Annotated in this window: 22 protein-coding genes; 12 read left to right on the top strand and 10 right to left on the bottom strand. The window is 38.1% G+C overall.

Annotated elements, in window-relative coordinates; translation table 11 throughout:
- Nucleotides 1-118: 118 nt before the first annotated feature.
- The gene (locus tag H131_RS10045) at nt 119-310 is read right to left on the bottom strand and encodes a zinc-finger domain-containing protein (protein ID WP_010859015.1); all 192 of its coding nucleotides are present in this window, start codon (nt 308-310) and stop codon (nt 119-121) included.
- A gap of 184 nt (nt 311-494) precedes the next feature.
- Between H131_RS10045 and H131_RS10040 the strand changes: the two genes are divergently transcribed.
- The 5 genes from H131_RS10040 to H131_RS10020 all read left to right on the top strand — a co-directional run bounded on the left by H131_RS10040 (nt 495) and on the right by H131_RS10020 (nt 4,686).
- On the top strand, nt 495-887 hold the full coding sequence (locus tag H131_RS10040) for a ribonuclease HI family protein (protein ID WP_010859014.1): 393 nt from the start codon (nt 495-497) through the stop codon (nt 885-887).
- Between the two features lie 343 nt (nt 888-1,230).
- Nucleotides 1,231-2,025: an amino acid ABC transporter substrate-binding protein gene (locus H131_RS10035; protein ID WP_010859013.1), complete on the top strand. Its 795-nt coding sequence runs from the start codon at nt 1,231-1,233 to the stop codon at nt 2,023-2,025.
- A 194-nt stretch (nt 2,026-2,219) separates the two neighbouring features.
- Nucleotides 2,220-2,876, top strand: a complete 657-nt coding sequence (locus H131_RS10030; protein ID WP_010859012.1) for an amino acid ABC transporter permease — start codon at nt 2,220-2,222, stop codon at nt 2,874-2,876.
- Nucleotides 2,877-2,887: 11 nt separating this feature from the next.
- Complete coding sequence (locus H131_RS10025) at nt 2,888-3,634, top strand: amino acid ABC transporter ATP-binding protein (RefSeq protein WP_010859011.1); 747 nt, start codon at nt 2,888-2,890, stop codon at nt 3,632-3,634.
- 437 nt (nt 3,635-4,071) lie between these two features.
- Nucleotides 4,072-4,686, top strand: coding sequence for a C40 family peptidase (locus H131_RS10020; RefSeq protein WP_010859010.1), 615 nt, complete (start codon nt 4,072-4,074; stop codon nt 4,684-4,686).
- A gap of 421 nt (nt 4,687-5,107) precedes the next feature.
- Here H131_RS10020 and H131_RS10015 read toward each other — a convergent pair whose 3' ends face one another.
- Entirely contained in the window at nt 5,108-6,298 is a 1,191-nt protein-coding gene (locus tag H131_RS10015; protein WP_010859009.1) for an MFS transporter, read from the bottom strand.
- Between the two features lie 5 nt (nt 6,299-6,303).
- Nucleotides 6,304-6,702 carry a MarR family winged helix-turn-helix transcriptional regulator gene (locus H131_RS10010; protein WP_010859008.1) on the bottom strand — a complete coding sequence of 133 codons (399 nt, stop codon included), beginning with the start codon at nt 6,700-6,702 and terminating at the stop codon, nt 6,304-6,306.
- Nucleotides 6,703-7,060: 358 nt separating this feature from the next.
- Here H131_RS10010 and H131_RS10005 point away from each other — a divergent pair, with 358 nt between their 5' ends.
- Complete coding sequence (locus tag H131_RS10005; RefSeq protein ID WP_010859007.1) at nt 7,061-7,615, top strand: DJ-1/PfpI family protein; 555 nt, start codon at nt 7,061-7,063, stop codon at nt 7,613-7,615.
- A gap of 61 nt (nt 7,616-7,676) precedes the next feature.
- Here the strand turns inward: H131_RS10005 and H131_RS10000 are convergent, their stop codons facing one another.
- From H131_RS10000 to H131_RS09985, 5 genes are all read right to left on the bottom strand, one after another.
- A complete protein-coding gene (locus H131_RS10000; RefSeq protein ID WP_329600435.1) occupies nt 7,677-8,009 on the bottom strand; it encodes a DUF3889 domain-containing protein in 333 nt (110 codons plus the stop codon).
- Nucleotides 8,010-8,218: 209 nt separating this feature from the next.
- The gene (locus H131_RS24950; RefSeq protein WP_010859005.1) at nt 8,219-8,362 is read right to left on the bottom strand and encodes a hypothetical protein; all 144 of its coding nucleotides are present in this window, start codon (nt 8,360-8,362) and stop codon (nt 8,219-8,221) included.
- Nucleotides 8,363-8,389: 27 nt separating this feature from the next.
- Nucleotides 8,390-8,605, bottom strand: coding sequence for a hypothetical protein (locus H131_RS09995; protein ID WP_010859004.1), 216 nt, complete (start codon nt 8,603-8,605; stop codon nt 8,390-8,392).
- 131 nt (nt 8,606-8,736) lie between these two features.
- A complete protein-coding gene (gene coaW / locus H131_RS09990; RefSeq protein WP_010859003.1) occupies nt 8,737-9,573 on the bottom strand; it encodes a type II pantothenate kinase in 837 nt (278 codons plus the stop codon).
- A 626-nt stretch (nt 9,574-10,199) separates the two neighbouring features.
- Entirely contained in the window at nt 10,200-10,934 is a 735-nt protein-coding gene (locus H131_RS09985; protein WP_010859002.1) for an SDR family NAD(P)-dependent oxidoreductase, read from the bottom strand.
- A 271-nt stretch (nt 10,935-11,205) separates the two neighbouring features.
- Here H131_RS09985 and H131_RS09980 point away from each other — a divergent pair, with 271 nt between their 5' ends.
- On the top strand, nt 11,206-12,027 hold the full coding sequence (locus H131_RS09980; RefSeq protein ID WP_010859001.1) for a squalene/phytoene synthase family protein: 822 nt from the start codon (nt 11,206-11,208) through the stop codon (nt 12,025-12,027).
- Nucleotides 12,028-12,104: 77 nt separating this feature from the next.
- Here the strand turns inward: H131_RS09980 and H131_RS09975 are convergent, their stop codons facing one another.
- Nucleotides 12,105-12,593, bottom strand: coding sequence for a metal-dependent hydrolase (locus H131_RS09975; protein ID WP_010859000.1), 489 nt, complete (start codon nt 12,591-12,593; stop codon nt 12,105-12,107).
- Between the two features lie 231 nt (nt 12,594-12,824).
- Between H131_RS09975 and H131_RS23105 the strand changes: the two genes are divergently transcribed.
- The 5 genes from H131_RS23105 (at nt 12,825) to H131_RS23100 (ending at nt 17,327) form a co-directional block, all read left to right on the top strand.
- Nucleotides 12,825-13,436, top strand: a complete 612-nt coding sequence (locus H131_RS23105) for a hypothetical protein (protein ID WP_010858999.1) — start codon at nt 12,825-12,827, stop codon at nt 13,434-13,436.
- Nucleotides 13,429-13,743 carry a DnaD domain protein gene (locus tag H131_RS09965; protein ID WP_010858998.1) on the top strand — a complete coding sequence of 105 codons (315 nt, stop codon included), beginning with the start codon at nt 13,429-13,431 and terminating at the stop codon, nt 13,741-13,743. Before H131_RS23105 ends, H131_RS09965 begins: the two co-directional genes overlap by 8 nt.
- 73 nt (nt 13,744-13,816) lie before the next feature.
- Entirely contained in the window at nt 13,817-15,061 is a 1,245-nt protein-coding gene (locus H131_RS09960; protein ID WP_010858997.1) for a ferredoxin reductase family protein, read from the top strand.
- A gap of 605 nt (nt 15,062-15,666) precedes the next feature.
- Entirely contained in the window at nt 15,667-16,026 is a 360-nt protein-coding gene (locus H131_RS09955) for a BlaI/MecI/CopY family transcriptional regulator (protein ID WP_010858995.1), read from the top strand.
- 11 nt (nt 16,027-16,037) lie between these two features.
- A complete protein-coding gene (locus tag H131_RS23100) occupies nt 16,038-17,327 on the top strand; it encodes a M56 family metallopeptidase (protein ID WP_080647649.1) in 1,290 nt (429 codons plus the stop codon).
- Nucleotides 17,328-17,778: 451 nt separating this feature from the next.
- On the opposite strand, the gene H131_RS09945 is transcribed toward H131_RS23100, so the two are convergent.
- Nucleotides 17,779-19,188 (bottom strand): serine hydrolase domain-containing protein, encoded by a 1,410-nt coding sequence (locus H131_RS09945; protein WP_010858993.1) that lies wholly within the window; start codon nt 19,186-19,188, stop codon nt 17,779-17,781.
- Nucleotides 19,189-19,203 lie beyond the last annotated feature (15 nt).

Genomic DNA, 19,203 nt, shown 5'->3' with positions numbered 1-19,203 from the left:
CAATATTATTATTTCCGAACATACTATTATTTATGCACGCGAAAGCTCAAATATGATTATTTTTATGCAAAAAAGTAATTTTAATCGGGTGGTGGTTTTTCGACGTCAGGTAATCACTCTATTTACTATATACTTTTAATAGTTCTTCCCCCAAAAATTGCAGTCGCTCCCCTACCGTACAAGCTTCAATACAGAAGCGATGAGCTCCCGTTTTACCACGTTCTCTACGCAGTTGCTTAATGACTAAGCAATCAGCACAATACATATCATGCAGTTCATCAATATCTTTCATAACCGTCACTTTATCCATCAAGAACGTTCACCCCTTTCACGTCCAAATTTCACTTCTTACTATTATGAAGTGAACATTTTGTACAAGCAACTATTTTGTTCACCCTTAATTAACAGAAATTGTTATGATGGTATTGAAGGTTGTTTAACAGCTCCTTTGCTGTACAATTATCATTGAATCTAATCGAAAAGTAGGGATTTATATGTTAGAAGTCTATATAGATGCAGCTAGTGCAGGTAATCCTGGGCCAAGCGGTATTGGCATTTTCATTAAAGGCGAGGGTCATCATGTCCAAATAAGTGAGTATATTGGTCATACGAATAATCATATTGCTGAATTTACCGCCTTAGTTCGTGGCCTAAAAGAAGCACAAAAGCTTGGTACAACCCTTGTCTCCGTACGCTCCGATTCTAAAATTGTTGTTGCCTCTATGGAAAAAGAATATGTAAAAAATGAAGAATTTAAACCTTATCTTGAACAGGCTTTATCACTTGCTGGTAGCTTCGATTTATTTTTCATCAAGTGGGTACCTGATTCACAAAATAAAGCGGCTGATGCGCTCGCACGTGCGGCCATTCAACACGAAAAGAACTAAAGCGCTGACAACATGATCAAGCGCTTTTTTCAATGCTCCGTTTTTCAGCCTCACTCATCCTTTCACTGACATCTGTCAATAATAAGAGAACTAAAAAATTTTAAGATTCTAGCGGCAACAGCTACGAATTTCTGGCACTCTTTACATCGTGAGCTTTGATAGTCTCCCAACAACAATGGCGCGAAATAGTTCAAATATATAGTTAAATTTCGAATTATACCCCATGGATATTGACAACTTTATACTACGGTGATATCCTTTAACACATTAGTAATTTAGTAAGAGAAAGCGCAAAACTATTATTTGCTAGTATTACATTTAATATGCGAGGGGAAATTTGACAATGAAGCGTATTTTCACATTACTTATCATGCTTACTGCCGTGCTAACTTTGGCCGCATGTGGCACTTCAGATGAAAAATCAACAGGTGGTTCTAGTGACGCAGAAAAAGAAAAAATTATTATTGGTATCGATGATAAATTCGCTCCAATGGGCTTCCGTGATGATAAAAATGAAATTGTTGGTTTCGATATCGACTTAGCACGTGCAGCAGCTGAACATATGGGGATGGAAGCACAATTCCAACCAATTGATTGGAAAACAAAAGAATCAGAATTAATGAGTGGTCGTATCGACTTAATTTGGAATGGCTATACAATTACAGATGAGCGTAAAGAAAAAGTATTATTTACAAAGCCATATCTAGAAAACTCGCAAGTAGTGTTAACAAAAAAAGATTCATCGATTAAAGAACTTAGTGATTTAGCAGGTACAGAGGTTGGTATTCAAGCCCTTTCTTCTGCAGCGGATGCCTTAAACAGCAATCCAATTCACAAAGAAATTAAAAAAATTACAGAATTTGCAGATAACGTTTTAGCTTTAACAGATTTAAAAACAGGTCGAGTAGATGCAGTCATCATTGATGCGGTTGTCGCAGAATATTACATGACGCAAGAACCTGATACATTCAAATTATTAGAAGAATCTCTTGCACCAGAACAATATGGTATTGGTGTAAAACCAGGAAATGAAGCATTGTTAGAAAAGCTGCAAGCCGCATTAGATAAAATGAATGAAGATGGCACAGCTGCTGAAATCTCTACAAAATGGTTTGGTGAAGATAAGGTTTTAAAATAAAGTGAAACGTATAATTGGGTGGGGATTCTTTTTATCGCCCCTCGATTATTAGTTGAACCAATCAGGTACTTATGGGTGCTTGACCTTCATTTTCAAGTGGGCGTCTTAGCAACCGTAATTACGGGATAATTGAATGATATTTATGGCTAAGAGTTTCCTTGTGAAACTCTTATCTTTTTGGAGGGAAAATATTTATGGCGGACTACTGGCAAACAATGATTTTGCCGATGCTTGAAGGAGCAAAAATGACGGTATTGCTGTTCATTATTGCGATTCTCGTATCGATTCCATTCGGCTTCTTGCTGACATTAGCTGTAAAAAGTCGGATTAAACCGCTATCTTGGCTTGCACATACGTATATTTATGTGATGCGTGGTACGCCACTTCTACTACAGCTTTTATTAATATGTTTTGGTTTGCCGATGATACCCGTAATAGGCGAGTATTTAGTAATTGACCGCTTTGCCGCTGCTTGTCTTGGCTTTATATTAAATTACGCAGCGTACTTTGCGGAAATTTTCAGAGGTGGCTTACTTGCTATTGATAAAGGTCAGTACGAGGCAGCACAAGTATTAGGATTGTCTAAATGGCAAACAACGACACGTATTATTTTGCCACAAATGTTTCGTGTAGCGTTACCGGCCTTATCCAATGAGTCGGTTACATTAATTAAAGACACAGCACTGCTATACGCTGTGGCTGTACCAGAGCTACTTCACTTTGCACAAACAGCAGTAAATCGTGACTTCACAATTGTACCGTACTTTATTGCTGGCGCTATTTACTTAGTCATGACGCTAGTGTTAACTGTATTATTTAAGTGGCTTGAAAAACGTTTTAAATTTGAATAGAGGTGACATGTATGGCACTTATTGAAATATCGAATTTGAAGAAATCATTCGGTGAGCTGGAAGTACTAAAACAAATTACATTTGACATTGAGAAAAATGATGTCGTTGCAGTTATTGGTCCATCTGGCTCTGGTAAAAGCACAATGCTTCGAAGCTTAGTTCATTTAGAAGAGATTAATGGTGGAAGCATTCGTGTGGACGGCGATTATTTAGTTCAAGATGGAAACTATGCAAAACCGCAGGACATAAAAAAAATTACTGCCAAAATGGGCATGGTATTTCAACACTTTAACTTATTTCCTCATTTAACTGTGCAGCAAAACCTTGAGATTGCACCGGGTTTGCTGAAAACAGAGTCTTCGGATGCCATTGCACGACGCTGTCAGGATTTACTACAAAAAATTGGACTAGCCGAGAAAGCGAAAGCCTATCCTGCTAAACTTTCTGGCGGACAAAAGCAACGTGTAGCCATTGCACGTGCATTGATGATGAATCCTCAGATTTTATTATTCGATGAACCGACCTCAGCGCTCGATCCAGAGTTGACAGGTGAAGTATTGAAAGTCATGAAGGATTTAGCCGAGGAACATATGACAATGATCGTCGTAACGCATGAAATGGGCTTTGCGCGCGAAGTAGCAAACAAGGTGGTATTTATGGATGGTGGCGACATTATCGAAGCAAATCATCCTGAAGAATTCTTTACGAATCCGCAAAACGATCGGACAAAAGCTTTCTTACAAAAGAACTTAAAATAACAAGACAGGGCTGTCAAACAACAACGCCCGTCTTCCTATATGGTAAAAATCCGCTTCGCTTTCTGCAGGGGCAAGGCATGAGTTGCAGGAGTCTACGCGGATTTTTACTTTTATATCAAAAAAATAGCCTATATATTGTCTTTACTATAGAACAGCCTCGTATTCGTTTTAGGTTAGACAATACATATTACTTAGCAAACATCGCCCACTATTAATACGATGGCTGGGCTAATTTCACGTTCCCCCTTCCATCCATTCCAAACACAGCCTTAAAAAAAACGGATGAAGCCTCAGCATAATACCCCACCTATTATTATTTCACTACATTTGAAATGTATCCTTAATGTTATTTTGTTGACATGTAACTGTAATATTACAATGTTAATATCATTTATATACCAAATTATAAGCTTTAAAGTTATAGGAGGATACATATTTTGACAAAGATTAAAAAGTTTAAATGGGGCATGAAAATAGCTGCATTAGCATTAAGTTCATCTGTACTTTTTTCAACTTTTGAGACAGCGTCAGCTGCAACTTATACAGTAAAATCTGGTGATTCTTTATGGAAAATTGCCAATCAACACGGAGTTTCTTATCAAACATTAATGAGCTGGAATAACTTATCTTCTTCAAACATTTTTGTTGGACAAAAGTTAAACCTCAATACTACGCTACCTTCTACACCTAATACACCAACTAACCTAGTACAAATTGCGAAACAACAACTAGGTGTAAAATACGCATTTGGTGGAACGAAACCGAGCACAGGTTTTGATTGCTCAGGCTATATCACTTACGTTTATAATAACGCAGGTATTTCGACTCCTCGTAAAACAGCAGCAGGTTTTTACAATTCAGCAAAAAAAGTAAGTACACCAAAAGTAGGTGATTTAGTATTTTTCGCTAATACATATAAGCCAGGTATTTCACATGCAGGCATTTATATTGGCAATAATCAAATGATTAATGCCAGCAATAGTGGCGTTACCATCGCTAACATCAATAGCACCTATTGGAAGCAGTATTTTGTGGGGTACGGTCGTTTATAGTAAACTGTCAGACAGAAAATAACTCGGAAGAAATCGAGTTTGTTTTCTGTCTTTTTTCACTATAAATCTACCATCCACTACGGCTGAACTTTCGGCGGGTTGAGTGGTTCAGAGCTACTGTATGTTTGTCGCTTTAATGCTAACTCCTGATAACTCGCTGCGAGGTGATGTCATGGTGATGACTTGAGCGATAATCTCGTGGGCAGTTTATACTTTGAAATGATTAATCTGCACATCAAGAAAAAACTCAACGGAAAAAAATCCCCGTTAAGTATGGAAATGATATTAAAAAATTTTTGGGTTGCTTAACTTCCTTTCTCGATGGAACCGCTGCGCTAAGCAAAAAAACAAAAATCGCCCCATCTTATGTTGCAGTAAAAGTCGAATTATAAGGGAATTTTATCGGATGCCAGTGCTGTCTTTATATGTGAGCTACATTTTTTGCTTTTATTTTGGCTAAACGCAGGAGATAAATGATAAAAACTACAACCAGTAAACCTGCTCCAGTTAAATAAACGGCAGCATAGCCCGCTTGTACGGCCACCATTCCTAAAATATAAGAACCTAGTGCAATACCGAGGTCAAACATTGTAAAGTATGTTGCGGTTGCATAACCACTGCGTGTATGGGCCGTTGATTGTACAGCTAAAGCCTGTAAGCTCGTTGTCACTGCCCCGTAGCCAAAACCAACAAAGATAGCTGCGCACAAAAATAATACTGGTCCTGATACAAACGCCAGCATAACAAGCCCGATAGCAAACGATAGTATGCCCGGAATGATAACAAATTGTGGCCCTTTCATATCATAGAGCTTCCCTGTATATGGACGTGTAATGAGCATTGCTGCCGCAAATACTGCATAGAAAAGACTCGCAACAGCCATTAAATCCTTTTGCTGTGCGTAAATCGATAAGAACGATAACACACTCGCGTAAGAAAAAGCTATTAAGCTTGCAATGGCAGCAACCGGTAAAGCCTTACGTTCAAATAAATCGTTAAACTTAAATGTCAATTTCCCTTGATATGCAGGTTGCGGTAAATCATCCGTATTAATCGTGACTGCTAATAGACCACCTGCTAAAACGCATATACTCATGACAATAAATAACACATTAAAACTACTATATTGAATTAATAGTAAGCCAATGAATGGGCCAATAACGACGGCTAAATTTGTAGACATTGTGAAATAACCCAGTCCTGCTCCCTTGCGGCTCACAGGCACAATATCCGCTGCTAATGAACCTGCCGCGGTTGTAATAACACTAAAAAATATCCCTTGAATAAATCGCAAGCCCAATAACAGCCCAAATGGATGAATGAATAAATATAAAACCGTACATAAAAAATAGCCCGCAATAGAGATGACTAATGGTTTTTTCTTCCCAAAGACATCTAATAATTTACCGGAAAAGGGACGGACAATAATTGCCGATAATAAGAAACCCGATAATAATAGTCCCGCCTCCTTGTCTGTTTGGTGAAGCTCGCCAATCGCATAGAGCGGCAATGTCGTGACCAAACCATAGAAAACAAAAAACACGGATATATTCGTCAAAAACAAACTAATGAACCGCTTCGTCCATATTTGAGTACTTTCCCCTTGTTGCATGCCAATCAACCTTTCATTTTTTGCAATAGGTTCATAAATTGCTGCTGCTCTTCCACAGTCAGTGAACCAACCATTTCTGCCTCAAATGCTAAAATTGTTGCAGTAATCGCAGGTAAGCGCTCCTCTGCCATCGCAGATAAGGTCACAATTTTTTCACGCTTATCTTCCCCATCAATTCGCTCCACCCAACCCAAATCTTCAAGTCGAGAAATCCCTCTTGTCACGCTTGGTGCCTCAACATTTAAATATTTCCAAATTTGTGTTAATGTCATGGCTCCGTGCTTCTGTAAGCAATATAAAATTGTCCATTGCGAACTATACAGATTATGCTGTTTCAATACTTCATTTAAACAATTCGTTAAATAACGACTTTTTTGGAATAAAGCATGGAATATTGGATTCATATTATCACCGCCTCATTTATTTACCTAGCTAAATAAATACTATACGCTTCATTTTTTTCATTGTAAAGAAAGTTGCTTGGACATTCATCGACTGCGCTACCGGCGATTTTCGTGGTTTTAGCGGCGATTTTGACGGTTCTATCAGCGATATTTCATGGTCTACTAGCGATTCTGACGGTTATACCGGCGATTATTCATGTTCTATCAGCGATCTCTCGGTTCTTTCAGTGCTATCTATTACTAAATCTGCTAACTAAATGTCACCTTAAATTTCCTGTAAAATTAGCCAATTCAGCAGGGAATCTTCCTAAAGTGTCGAATAAAGCTACTAGATTCACAAAGAAAAGGAGATGGAGTTATGGGGAAAAATATTTTAATTATTGCAGGTGACGCTGTAGAGGCGTTGGAAATTTATTATCCATATTATCGCTGCTTAGAGGCTGGCTATAACGTGACGATTGCAGCACCTTCTGCGAAGAAATTGCAAACGGTACTGCATGATTTTGTTGAAGGCTTCGATACATACATCGAGCGTCCTGCGTATGGCTTAGAGGCCCATTCTGCCTTTGCAGATATTGATCCATCGACATTTGATGGGTTAATCATTCCGGGTGGCCGAGCACCGGAATACATTCGTTTAAACGAGCATGTCCCTGCGATTGTCAGCCATTTCTTTGAAGCCAATAAACCGATTGCCGCAGTCTGTCATGCAGCTCAAATTTTCGCGACCATTCCCGAGGTACTTAAAGGGCGCGAGCTAACAGCCTATATTGCCTGCAAGCCTGAAGTCCAAGTAGCAGGTGCTACTTATATTGATGCGAACTTGCATACAGACGGCAATCTCGTAAGTGGTCATGCATGGCCTGATTTACCTGGTGTCATGCGTGAGTTCATTCAAAAATTACAAGGTTAACTACAGTAAAGAGGATGCCTGAACAATGTAGGCACCCTCTTTTATCGTTGAGTACAAATGTTTATCTAGCGGTTTCTTGAAACTCAATATTCTCCACTTTTTCCGTTGCAGTCGTATACTTAATTCTTACATAAACGCCGAATTCCTTGTTACCATCTTTTAGCCATAGCTTAAATTTTTCTATCGTTGACTGTGCAGAAGTTTCGCTTCCTTCATGCAGATAGTCAACAATTTTCGCACGGGGATATTTGGCGTGTGTCTCTATGATAGCAAGCCTTCCCCATTTCGCGTAGCTAGGCGTTTGTTGTTGCGCATGAGTAATCGTTGGCATATGAAGAGGCGCAGCATTAACCATCATAAAAATTCCAAGTGCAATAAATAAATTTCGCATCATTGAACGCCTCCTTTTACTATAGATTGCGCAATTTACTGAATATCATTTATTCCTTGGAACGTGAAGAAAATGGCATCGGCTCTGTTTAGCCACCAATATTAAGTGGAAACAAATCTTTATCAGTTGGCATAGATTTGCTGTAACAGTAAAAAATAAATGCACTATAAGTATTTATAGCCTTCTTTAGGGGCATTTATTTTGTAGTTGTTTTATTTATTGCTTTGTTTCGGTTGTTGCACGTTATTATGAATCACTGCATTAAACTCAGCTGAATATTCTTCACGATCATTCTTGTTCTTTTTTTTATGTTCTTGCTTTTTCTTTTTAAAACTTGTTTTACCTTTCTTCGCCATTGCCATTCCACCTCCAGCTAAGATTGACTATTTTCTTTTATTGGACTGCTGATTTTTATCATGGTTCGTTTTATTGTTTTTGTTCTTTGCTTTCGCATCAAATTCTGCAGAGAATTCTTCGTTTAGGTTGTCATTCGGGTTATTGTTATTACTATTACTGTCGTCAAGGTCTTTGCTTTTGTAGGTATCAAAAGGATTATGCGTTCTGACATTCATTGTCTTTTTGTTGTTTTTATTTCCCATTAGCTGTTCACCTCCTCGATTCTAATGTGCTCAGGATAGAAGGTTTTATGCTTCAGGAATATTTCTTCTGACGATAGAAAAATGGAGGTGCCTCAAAAGTCTTTTGAGACACCTCCATTCCTACCAGTCGATTAGACAGTAGTATATTCTGTAATATTAAGCAGTGCACCAACTGCACCTGAAAAGCCGTGATCATTGATAAAAACCGGTGTATGCTTTTTCGTACGCGTGTAATTGGCGATTACATTGGCGAGATGATCATTATTGCTAAGCGTTGAGCCGATATAGACAATATGTTGGGCATTTTTTTCCTCGGCATATTGAATGCTAAGCGTTGTAATTACTTCCCCCACAAGCCCTTGAACAGTTGCAAGGATATCCTCTGCTGGCTGTTTAATGGCTTCTGTAATACCAACCTTGCCAAAGTTACTTGCCGTTAAATGTCCATCAATGGGTGTGTCCATTCCTTGATAAATATCTTTTACCAGTAAATCAACATCTTCCCGCTTTCCTTTAACGGCCATTTCACGTATTTCGTTGTAATCAGTAATGCCCGTTGTAAGCGCTGACAATCCAATTAATGTGCCACCGCCAACACCTGTTCCTCCAACACGAATATGCGTATTTCCTTCCATATAATGAATGGAAGTTCCCGTACCAATGTTGGTAATCATACTACGTTCAAAGAGATACCCTTCTTTATTTAACAAAAAACGGACACCTTTCAATGTAGCTTCAAATTCTACTATATAATGAATCGATTTCATTGTTTTAATGACATCAAGTAATTGTTCCGTACGTCCCCCCGTAACGCCAATATCCTCAATATCTGGATTATTTATAATCCAATCCTTTACAGCCTGCAAATCATTAGACGGGAAAGTTGATAGAATAAGTTCATTATGTTCGTCTAAATAAGCAACTTTCGTCAATGTGCCGCCTGCATCAATACCTATAGCCTTTGGCATACCATTCTCCTTTTACTTTATTCAGTAGAAATCTCCTATCTCTATAGATGCTGAGATGAATACTAGTTTAGCTTTTATTCAGTCAATGCATAAGCGCCACCTGAATATAGTTCATGCCCCCAGCGAATGTCACGGATTTTGAAACAGTCATTGTACTTCCACAATTCAAAATCTCGACGCCATGTGTAGTTGCATGCTTGCGAAGTAACAACAAAGCGTCAGCGACAATTATGCCGAGGTGTAATTGAATATTCGCCCTCCCTAAACTTTACCCCTGTTGAAATGATTGTGCAATAACTTAGCAAACTTTCATGAAAAAAACACGAAAAATATCAAAATCCTTTTATTATTTACACGATTATAGCGTTTCATTTTAATACCTTAGTTCGATTAATGGTCGTTAAAAATTCAAGCAATGAACGTAACTAACGGTCAGTAAGACGCACACCACAAGTAAGCACACGAGGTGGTCTATCAACTCCGATTGGTTCAACTAACGTTCAGTGGGGATGCAAAAAAACCACTGATAGAGTTTTACTTTATCTTTACTCTATCAAAAAATGCAAAAAAGTGAAAATGCAGTGATTACATGCATTTCCACTTTTATGAATATCTATTTTAGCTAATTAACGGGCTGAGTAGCCGCCATCAATGACAAGCTCTCCGCCTGTAATGTAGGAAGCTTCATCAGATGCTAAGAATAAAATGGCTTTGGCTACTTCTTCTGCTTGTCCTAGACGTCCCATCGGTGTGGCACGAATCAACATGTCCATTGCTTCTTTAAATTGACCAATATTAGCAGTCATTGGTGTTTCGATGACACCAGGGAAAACAGTGTTAATACGGATATTGAATTGACCGAATTCAGCAGCTGCAGCACGGGCAATTGCGCGTAATGAACCTTTTGAAGCCGAGTATTCGTTAAAGCCTGAACCAATAATAGCTGTATACGATGAAGTATTAACAATTGAGCCTTTACCCGCTTCTATCATATACTTCGAAACATGCTTGATACCTAAGAAAGGACCAAATGAGTTAATTTTGTGCATCAGTGCCCAGTCTTGCTCTGTAATATCGTCTGGCATTTTTTTACCTGCAATACCTGCATTATTAATTAAAATATCAATACGACCGTATTTTTCAACGACAGCTTTTGTCACTTGTGCCCAGTTTTCATCGGAAGAAACGTCTAATTTCATTCCTTCTACGTTTGTTAATTCAGAAATTTTTGCTAAGTTTTCTTCGTTAATATCGGCTGCAATGACTGTTGCGCCCTCTTTGGAAAACAATTCTGCCATGGCGGCACCCATTCCTGATGCGCCACCTGTAATAATGGCAATTTTATTGTCTAATCGTCCCATGCTTAAAAACTTCCTCTCATTTAAATTCACCTCGGCGTAGTTATGTTCATTTCACACACAATAACAACAGCCAGGTCCAATACCTTTAAATCTCCACATTAATGTTTATCAATATATTGTTTAGATTTAAATAGTTTACTATTGAACTTTATCACTTTTTTTAAGCATTTACAAAGAATATGGCTGTAAATTGAACAATCTGTTTTATCTTTCCCCACTTTTGCGATACGATATACTATAGATGTGGTACCATTTGAACGGAGGAATACAAGTGAAAGATCAAAAAAAACTCTATAAAGAAGCGATGCATGTTTTAAAAGAAACAAGTCGCACATTTTATATACCGATTACTTTTTTAAAAAACGATTTGAAAATGTCTGTTGCAGCCGCTTATTTAGCGATGCGCGCAATTGATGAAATCGAAGACCACGAAATGCTGTCAAACGATTTAAAGTTCGATTTACTTACAGCTACAAGTGAATTATTAATGGCTGACTTCGATGCTGAAGCGTATGCTGCGTTAGTAAACCCTTATGCTGAGCAATTGCCTGAAGTATCGCTTCGTTTAGCAGATTGGCTGACATTTTGCCCAGAAGGCGCACGTAACATTGTCCAAGCATCCACAAGTGAAATGGCATTTGGGATGGCGAAATGGGCAAAAGCAAACTGGCAAGTGCATACACGTGAGGATTTGGATGATTATACATACTACGTGGCAGGGCTGGTTGGTACCATGCTATCAGAGCTTTGGGCGTGGGGTGCAGACATTCAAACTGACCGTGAGTTGGCAATTGGCTATGGGCGTGGGCTACAAGCTGTCAATATTTTACGCAATCAACACGAAGATTTGGATGAACGCGGTGTCAGTTTCGTGCCAGATGGCTGGACTCGCGATGATTTATTTGCCTATGCGGAGGAGAACTTAGCGAAAGCAGACCTGTATATGAAGGATATTCATAAACGTACAGTATTGCTGTTCTGCCGTCTTCCACTTGCATTAGCACATAAAACGTTGAAAGCGATGCAAGATGGCCGTGAAAAAATGACACGCGCCGAGGTTGAGCAAACCGTTGAAGAGGTAAAGGCAGATTAGGTGGTGCCTGGCACGCACACAATTTTCACACAATTTAATAACCCCTGCGCACAGTTCACGCAGGGGTTATTTACTTTTCAGATAACACGAACGAATTGACTAATGAGTTCATAGCCAAAATATAGTGAGAGTCCTGATAACAGTGCTAACACGACCTTTTCCACTTTCCCTCCCGTTTTCGTTGTGAGTGGAAAACGCACCGAAATTTTTATGGGGAAAAATAACTTGACGCCTTGTTTCGTGCCCATATCGAGCAGTATATGACTAACCATTCCGACTATGATACCCGCCGTAATGGCTTCAAAGGGCATAAATGCGTGCAATAGTGTCACGACTAGAAATAAGAACAGTAAACTATGTGTGAAGGTACGATGTCCAAATAGCTTATTGACGATTTTCGAGATGATGGGAAACGTCCGCCCGATTTTACTACCGCCATGGCAAATATCCGGAAGTAATGCACCGACAATGCCCGCCCCTACTAAGACGAATGGGTTATCATTGGAAATTTGTGCAAAGGCAAGGCTTGCTGTAATGCCCCCAACGATATGTGTATTCCCTTGCATAATGATTTCCCCTCCTTATGTATGATAAAAATCTACTTTCCTAATTTAACACACTTCGCACAAAAAGAGAACACACATTCCGAACATACACTCGTATTCACGCTTATTTCAATATTTTTTCTATTTTCTGTCCCTCTTTCAGTCCTACAACGATATATATTGATTGACATGAAAAATGCTTTGTATAGCATTTCTCATCTCACAAACCGACTTGAAGGAGACGTGACGATAATGAACTTACTAATAAACGAATCCCCGCTGCAAGTATTGCCTACACTCGCTGTAAAAATTGGACTCAATCAAGCTCTCGTTTTACAGCAAATGTATTATTGGTTGCGCATTGCTAAGAACTATCGGGACGGACATAAGTGGATTTATAAAACGTTAGAGGATTGGCATAAGGAATTTCCATTTTGGTCAAAAAGTACACTTGAACGTACTATCCGAAAACTGGAGGAACAGCAGTTGATAGTGGTTGGGCATTACAATCGCTTGAAAATGGATCGCACCAAATGGTATCGATTAAATCAAGAAGCGATTGCAGACCTGTGTACGGATCAATGTACGCAACATGATGACATGCAAGTTAGCAAAATGACTGAACCCACAAGTGCATCTTCCGAACTTCCATGCCAGCAAAACGACGAGAACGGTGCCAGCAATTTGACGTCAGCAATACCAAAAGATTACACAGAAAACACAACAGAGACTACCTCATTCGATTCACAGCATGACAAGAAAGCTGTGCCAACCGCTGAACAGTTTCATATTGACAATGGCTTTGGTCGTTTAAACCCCTATATTGCTCAAAAAATAGCTTTTTGGAAAAATCATTTTGAATGAGGACTTAGTGATATTTGCCATGAAAACAGCCATCAACTATCAAGTGCCGAAATGGAGCTATGTCGAATCGGTGTTAAAGGATTGGCAGCATAAACAGCTAAAAACTGTGGGAGATGTGGAGATTTATAAGCAATCGACTCAAACAAAACGGCAAGCTGGGCTTAAACAACAGCGCACCGAAATCATTCCACATTGGTTCCAAAAGCGTCAGAATGCACACGCTCATGAGGAAAGTGAACATGCACTTCCTATTGATTTTGAAGCAGAACGCAAAAAAATACTAAAAAAATTGAACCGTCATCTGTAAAAATCACCAACAATTCCGGTATTTATTGTATATCTAGTATGGCAAACGATAAAAATGAGTACTGGAGGTTATTATGAAATCTTATAAAGGAATTTTATTTATCATCATCATCATGTGTGGTAGTGCTTTCCTGTGGTATTTTGCGAAGCCGATAGAGACAATTCATGAACTAAATAAGCTCAGTCATATGATTGCAGGTTTGGCCATTACAGGATTCTTTCTAGTATTTTTATTGTCTACAAGAATGAAATGCATCGAACGCTGGTTCCACGGCTTAGAGCATGTCTATGTTTATCATAAATATCTGGCTATTCTATCATTAGGGCTTGTGATTTTACATGGGCAATTGCAAAATATGGTGCCTGACTGGGATAAAGTGACAAAAACTTCACTCACCGAATTGGCTAAAAATTTTGGAGAACTTGCACAAAATGGCTTTATCGCACTTATTGTGATTGCCCTATTTGCCAAATTTCTAAAATATGAGCACTGGCGCATCATCCACCGGTTATTACTCATCCCTTATGCATTCGGTCTCTATCATGCCTATTTTTCGAGTCGCTATGATTTATTACAGCCGACACCTTTAGGTATTTTCACAGCACTCACTGCAACCATCGGATTCATGTCTGCCCTTTACATGCTCACTATGTATCAGGACATGCGTTTTCAGCACACAGGTAAAATTACAGGCATCCGAAAAATTACTGCAAACGCCGTTGAAATAGAATTGACACTCGATAAAAAACTCGCTTATCGTGATGGACAATTTATCTTTTTGAAAATATTTCAAGAGGATTTAGAGGAAGCACCTCACCCCTTCTCCATAACGGCTGGAGATGGGCAAAAAATAAATGTCACGATTAAGGCACTTGGCGATTTCACGAAAAAAGTGAATGCACTGATTCAGCTAAATACATCCGTCTCCATTGAAGGCCCCTATGGTCATCTAAACTTCGAAGCTGGCAACAAACATCAACTTTGGATAGCAGGTGGAGTCGGCATTACCCCCTTTTTATCGTATTTAAAATCTACGCCAGTGAATCAAGATATTGAATTGTTTTACAGCTATCACGGACAGGACGACGCCATCCACACAGATTTTTTACAAGACTTTGCGAAGTATAATCCACATTTCAAAGTGAACTTTATTGACACAACGCAAATGGACAGGCTTTCTTTTGAAAATTATAACGTGCCTGCTCATACCAGCATCTTTATGTGTGGCCCTGAAAAAATGGTAAAACGCTTCTCAAAGCAATTCAAATCCAACAACCGCGACGCCGACATCAACTTTGAAACCTTTAAATTTAAGTAATGGAACGTGTGACCTTTTGAATGAAAGAATCTAAAGTTTAAAGCCATCAATCATCTTGTAAAAAGACCTCAAAAAGTATAATAAATTGAAGAATTGAATAAATTAAAAGACTGATTGATGGGGGTACATCCATCAGCCAAATATAATAGCAAGTTCCCTCAAAGGGACTGGCTACTTATAGGTTAGCTAACCCATCTGAGCCGTTAACTCAAGGATGGGTTATTTTTTATGGTTAAATGAAAGAATAGACCCAATCAACGCTGCGAACGCCAGCGCAATCAAAATTAATTAGGGTTGTATTATTAAATACATGTACAGATTTGCTTTAGAACCTGCACTTAAAATTCAGTTTGATGTCAACTGTAAATTGAAGCCGAGGCACATTAACAGAGCCATCATCGATGAAGACTTTACTAAGCTTTTAATACATGTTAAATGGGTTAGACACAGTATCGAAAGGTTCATTTATCGATATAATTATGCCCTTAAAACGGGTTTTCTACAACAGACTATCTCAATAGTCTTGACAACCACAGACTATCGCAGTAGTATTAGTTTGTGGCAAACTATTGCAATAGTCCACTTAAGAAAAGGAGCATGCGCGTATGCAAGTTAAATTGTTTGATTCGGAATTACAAGTCATGAATATTTTATGGGAAGAAGGCGATTTGACAGCTAAACAGCTCTCACAAATACTAAACGAACGAATAGGTTGGAATAAAAATACCACCTATACAGTCATAAAAAAATGTATAAAAAAAGAGGCCATTGAAAGAATTGAACCTAACTTTATCTGTCATCCAATCATCAAAAAAGAACAGATACAAGAACAAGAAACGACGGAATTGATTGATAAAGTATTTAATGGTTCTAAATCTTTACTATTTGCATCCTTACTAGACAAAAAGAAAATGTCCGCGAGTGAGATCGATAAATTAAAGCAAATTGTTAAAGATCTTGAGTGAGGAATTATGATATGAGTATTCTCAACATGAGTGTAGACGCATCTCTCCTCCTCATCATTGTGCTATTGATGAGGATATTAGTAAGAAATAAAGTGCCCAAGCAAACATTTTTAATTCTTTGGGGAATCGTTGCATGTAAACTACTCATCCCCTACTCTTTTTATTCAAAGTTGAGCATACAGCCTATGCTGAAAAACTTATTTGTTACGCTCACTCACTCAAATAATTCGGAAAGTATGCACAATACAATCGAAATTGCACAAACATCAAACACGTTCTATCATCAGCTTTTGCTTGTAATGACAAGCGATTTCATTCTGTACCTTTGGGCATGTGGCGGTATCGGGGTTTTGCTATTCTTTGTAGTGGCCTATGTTAGATTTTATAAAGAATTTCAAACAGCCATCCCAGTGAGGAATAATGAGTATCTCAATCAATGGCTAAACGAACATCAGTTAAAAAGAACGATTCAAATTGCAGTATCAGATAGAATTACAACCCCTTTAACATATGGAATCTTTAAACCAGTCATCTTATTGCCAAAATCAACAAATTGGGAAGACGCTGCAAGTATTCAGTTTATTCTCACGCATGAATTAATTCATATTAAACGCTTTGACGTTTTGTGGAAAGTCATTTTAACGATTATGGTAGCTTTACATTGGTTTAATCCATTAGTGTGGCTTATGTATTTTTTAGTAAACAGGGACATTGAATTGTCCTGCGACGAAAGGGTTATTAGGCAGTTTGGAGATAAGGCAAAGTCTGCATATGCACGATCTCTCATCAATATGGCAGATGAAACCTATACGGTTGCGCCGCTTTGTAATCATTTTAGTAAAAATGGGATTGAAGAAAGGATAGTGTCCATTATGACCTTAAAGAAAAAGTCGTTTTTAGGAACAGCATTAGCATGTACATTAGTCATTGGAGGAATGACCGTCTTTGCAGCAACTGGCCAAGAGCCACCAACGCTGAAAGAAGGCAAGGAACAAAATGCAGCTATTGTTACTAATGCATCAAATAGTACGACAGAACCACGTGTCATCACAACAAATGAAGGCAAAGAACAAAATGCAGCTCTTGTTACGGGTGCATCAAATAGTACGACGGAACCACATGTCATCTCAACAAATAAAGACAAAGAACAAAATGCGGCTCTTATTACGGGTGCATCAAATAGTACGACGGAACCACATGTCATCTCAACAAATAAAGGCAAAGAACAGAATGCCGCTCTTGTTCCTGATGCTTCAAATAGTGCGACGAAACCAAGTGTAATCACAACAAATAAAGAATAAATAAATTACTGTAAAGACTAGTCTTGAAATCCGGGACTAGTTTCTTCATGTACTCCAGCATTTTTTCATAAGAAAACTCAAATGCTTTGGAATAAAGATTGATTCGATAAACTTAATAAACCTTAATAAAAAGAACAAATAGAAAAGCGTGTTTAAAAAAAGTTTGATCAAAACAAACTTTTTCTATTTGCAATTGAATCATCCTTTGATAAAGTGAAACTTCAATCAGTGGAGTTTTTCTTCATCCCCCACTGATTGTTAGTTGAACCAATCGGGCTTTTACGGTCAGTTGATCGACCACCTAGTTGACTCATTCTCATCTTTCCGCTTGAGGTGGGCGTCTTACTGACCATTATTACGGGATAAAAAGTTTGATAACTTTTGTGATCCTTGCTCAATAAAGCGCCCTATAATTGAATATTTTATTATTTGTAGTAGCCCAAGGATTTGCTTAGTAGATAAATTTCTTTTTAATAATAGTTATAATTAATGTCATAATTCCATTAAGAGCAAATATTACTACCAAACAATAGCTTAATAATGCTATGTCCGGTGCGAAAAAACTAACACTTTTCCATGGGGTACCTATAACATAAACAAATAGTGGGATTAATCCAACAGCTAGGAGGAGTGAGATAATTCCAACCGAGAACGTTATTTTTTTGTTTAGAACCTTCTTTCTTCTAAGACTGAAGAAATGGAATATCGTTAAAATAGCTAAGAGGAATGTAGCCACCAGTAGACTCCATTGGATACTATAGCTCTGAACAGGCAATTCATCTGGTTCTTTTCCGTTCAGGATAGAACGAATTCCATTCATTATATGAGACACTTGAGCATCTTCTATAAAATTATATTTATTGGTTAAAAGCACTGCTGCAATATTCTCTTCAGGTATAAAAAACATTTGCGCTCTAAAATCAGATGTTGCCCCACCGTGGAAAGGGAAATGTTCTGTTTTAGAAAAATGCCAACCGAAACCATATGTTTTACCTTCTTCTGGAGGAGTTTTTAATAACTCCAGGTTTTCTTCTGATATTAAGTCTCCGCCATCTAACATAAATGTTAAAAATTTCGCTAAATCATTTGAACTTGAAGCGATATAGCCGTAAGGTGCTCCCGCATGATCATAGAATCCATCACTAACAACTGGCTTACCAAACCATGACTCAAAACCAGATACATACCCTTTTTCTACCGCACTTTCATAATCAGCAGCGGTATTTTCCATACCAAGCGGGGTAAAAATATTCGTATTCAAAAAATCTGAAAAGGTTTGATTTGAAACATTTTCAATAATTGCCCCTAAGAGTAAATAGTTAGCAGAGTTATATTCATAAACCTCTCCAGGCACGTGAGATAACACTACACCACTTAGTTCTTTTATAGCTTGATTGATTGCCCCCTCTTTCGGCCTATCCTTGTCCGTCACTTTAAGACCTTCAAGCTCACTAATACCACTTGTTTGTTCTAATAGATGCAAAACTGTAATTGGTTTGGAACTGTCTGTTTTATAGGTAAACGATGGAATATAGGACTGTATTGGTTCATCCAGCTTTATTTTGTCCTCTTCCACTAACATCATAATTGCCAGAGATGTAATTGGTTTGCTTAAAGAACCGATAAGAAACGGTGTGTCTACTGTGACATTTGACCCATCACTTAAAATACCCCATTGATTGTGATAAATCGTTTCCCCGTTTTCTAATATCGCCAATGATGTGCCGGGAATATTATACATAACTAAGGACTCTTCCATAAACTTTGTTATTTTCTGTTTAGTATCTTCCGTTTTAGCAGAAACAGAGAAAGGGGTTAGGAGGAGTAGTAAGCTCCCTATAAAAATGATTGCTTTTTTCATTGTTTTTCTCCTCAT

This window comes from Lysinibacillus sphaericus OT4b.31 (genome assembly GCF_000392615.1).
Taxonomy (GTDB): Bacteria; Bacillota; Bacilli; order Bacillales_A; family Planococcaceae; genus Lysinibacillus; species Lysinibacillus sphaericus_B.
Note: the sequence above shows the minus strand (reverse complement) of the source record. Positions and strands in the feature narration are given on the sequence as shown.

Coding starts and splice junctions, on each gene's coding strand:
- H131_RS23105 (WP_010858999.1), top strand. CDS start 12,825: ATGAACTTACTAATAAACGAATCCCCGCTGCAAGTATTGCCTACACTC.
- coaW (WP_010859003.1), bottom strand. CDS start 9,573: ATGCCAAAGGCTATAGGTATTGATGCAGGCGGCACATTGACGAAAGTT.
- H131_RS09945 (WP_010858993.1), bottom strand. CDS start 19,188: ATGAAAAAAGCAATCATTTTTATAGGGAGCTTACTACTCCTCCTAACC.
- H131_RS10035 (WP_010859013.1), top strand. CDS start 1,231: ATGAAGCGTATTTTCACATTACTTATCATGCTTACTGCCGTGCTAACT.
- H131_RS09975 (WP_010859000.1), bottom strand. CDS start 12,593: ATGCAAGGGAATACACATATCGTTGGGGGCATTACAGCAAGCCTTGCC.
- H131_RS10030 (WP_010859012.1), top strand. CDS start 2,220: ATGGCGGACTACTGGCAAACAATGATTTTGCCGATGCTTGAAGGAGCA.
- H131_RS10040 (WP_010859014.1), top strand. CDS start 495: ATGTTAGAAGTCTATATAGATGCAGCTAGTGCAGGTAATCCTGGGCCA.
- H131_RS09985 (WP_010859002.1), bottom strand. CDS start 10,934: ATGGGACGATTAGACAATAAAATTGCCATTATTACAGGTGGCGCATCA.
- H131_RS10005 (WP_010859007.1), top strand. CDS start 7,061: ATGGGGAAAAATATTTTAATTATTGCAGGTGACGCTGTAGAGGCGTTG.
- H131_RS09995 (WP_010859004.1), bottom strand. CDS start 8,605: ATGGGAAATAAAAACAACAAAAAGACAATGAATGTCAGAACGCATAAT.
- H131_RS09960 (WP_010858997.1), top strand. CDS start 13,817: ATGAAATCTTATAAAGGAATTTTATTTATCATCATCATCATGTGTGGT.
- H131_RS10015 (WP_010859009.1), bottom strand. CDS start 6,298: ATGCAACAAGGGGAAAGTACTCAAATATGGACGAAGCGGTTCATTAGT.
- H131_RS09955 (WP_010858995.1), top strand. CDS start 15,667: ATGCAAGTTAAATTGTTTGATTCGGAATTACAAGTCATGAATATTTTA.
- H131_RS10045 (WP_010859015.1), bottom strand. CDS start 310: ATGGATAAAGTGACGGTTATGAAAGATATTGATGAACTGCATGATATG.
- H131_RS10025 (WP_010859011.1), top strand. CDS start 2,888: ATGGCACTTATTGAAATATCGAATTTGAAGAAATCATTCGGTGAGCTG.
- H131_RS10000 (WP_329600435.1), bottom strand. CDS start 8,009: ATGATGCGAAATTTATTTATTGCACTTGGAATTTTTATGATGGTTAAT.
- H131_RS10010 (WP_010859008.1), bottom strand. CDS start 6,702: ATGAATCCAATATTCCATGCTTTATTCCAAAAAAGTCGTTATTTAACG.
- H131_RS23100 (WP_080647649.1), top strand. CDS start 16,038: ATGAGTATTCTCAACATGAGTGTAGACGCATCTCTCCTCCTCATCATT.
- H131_RS24950 (WP_010859005.1), bottom strand. CDS start 8,362: ATGGCGAAGAAAGGTAAAACAAGTTTTAAAAAGAAAAAGCAAGAACAT.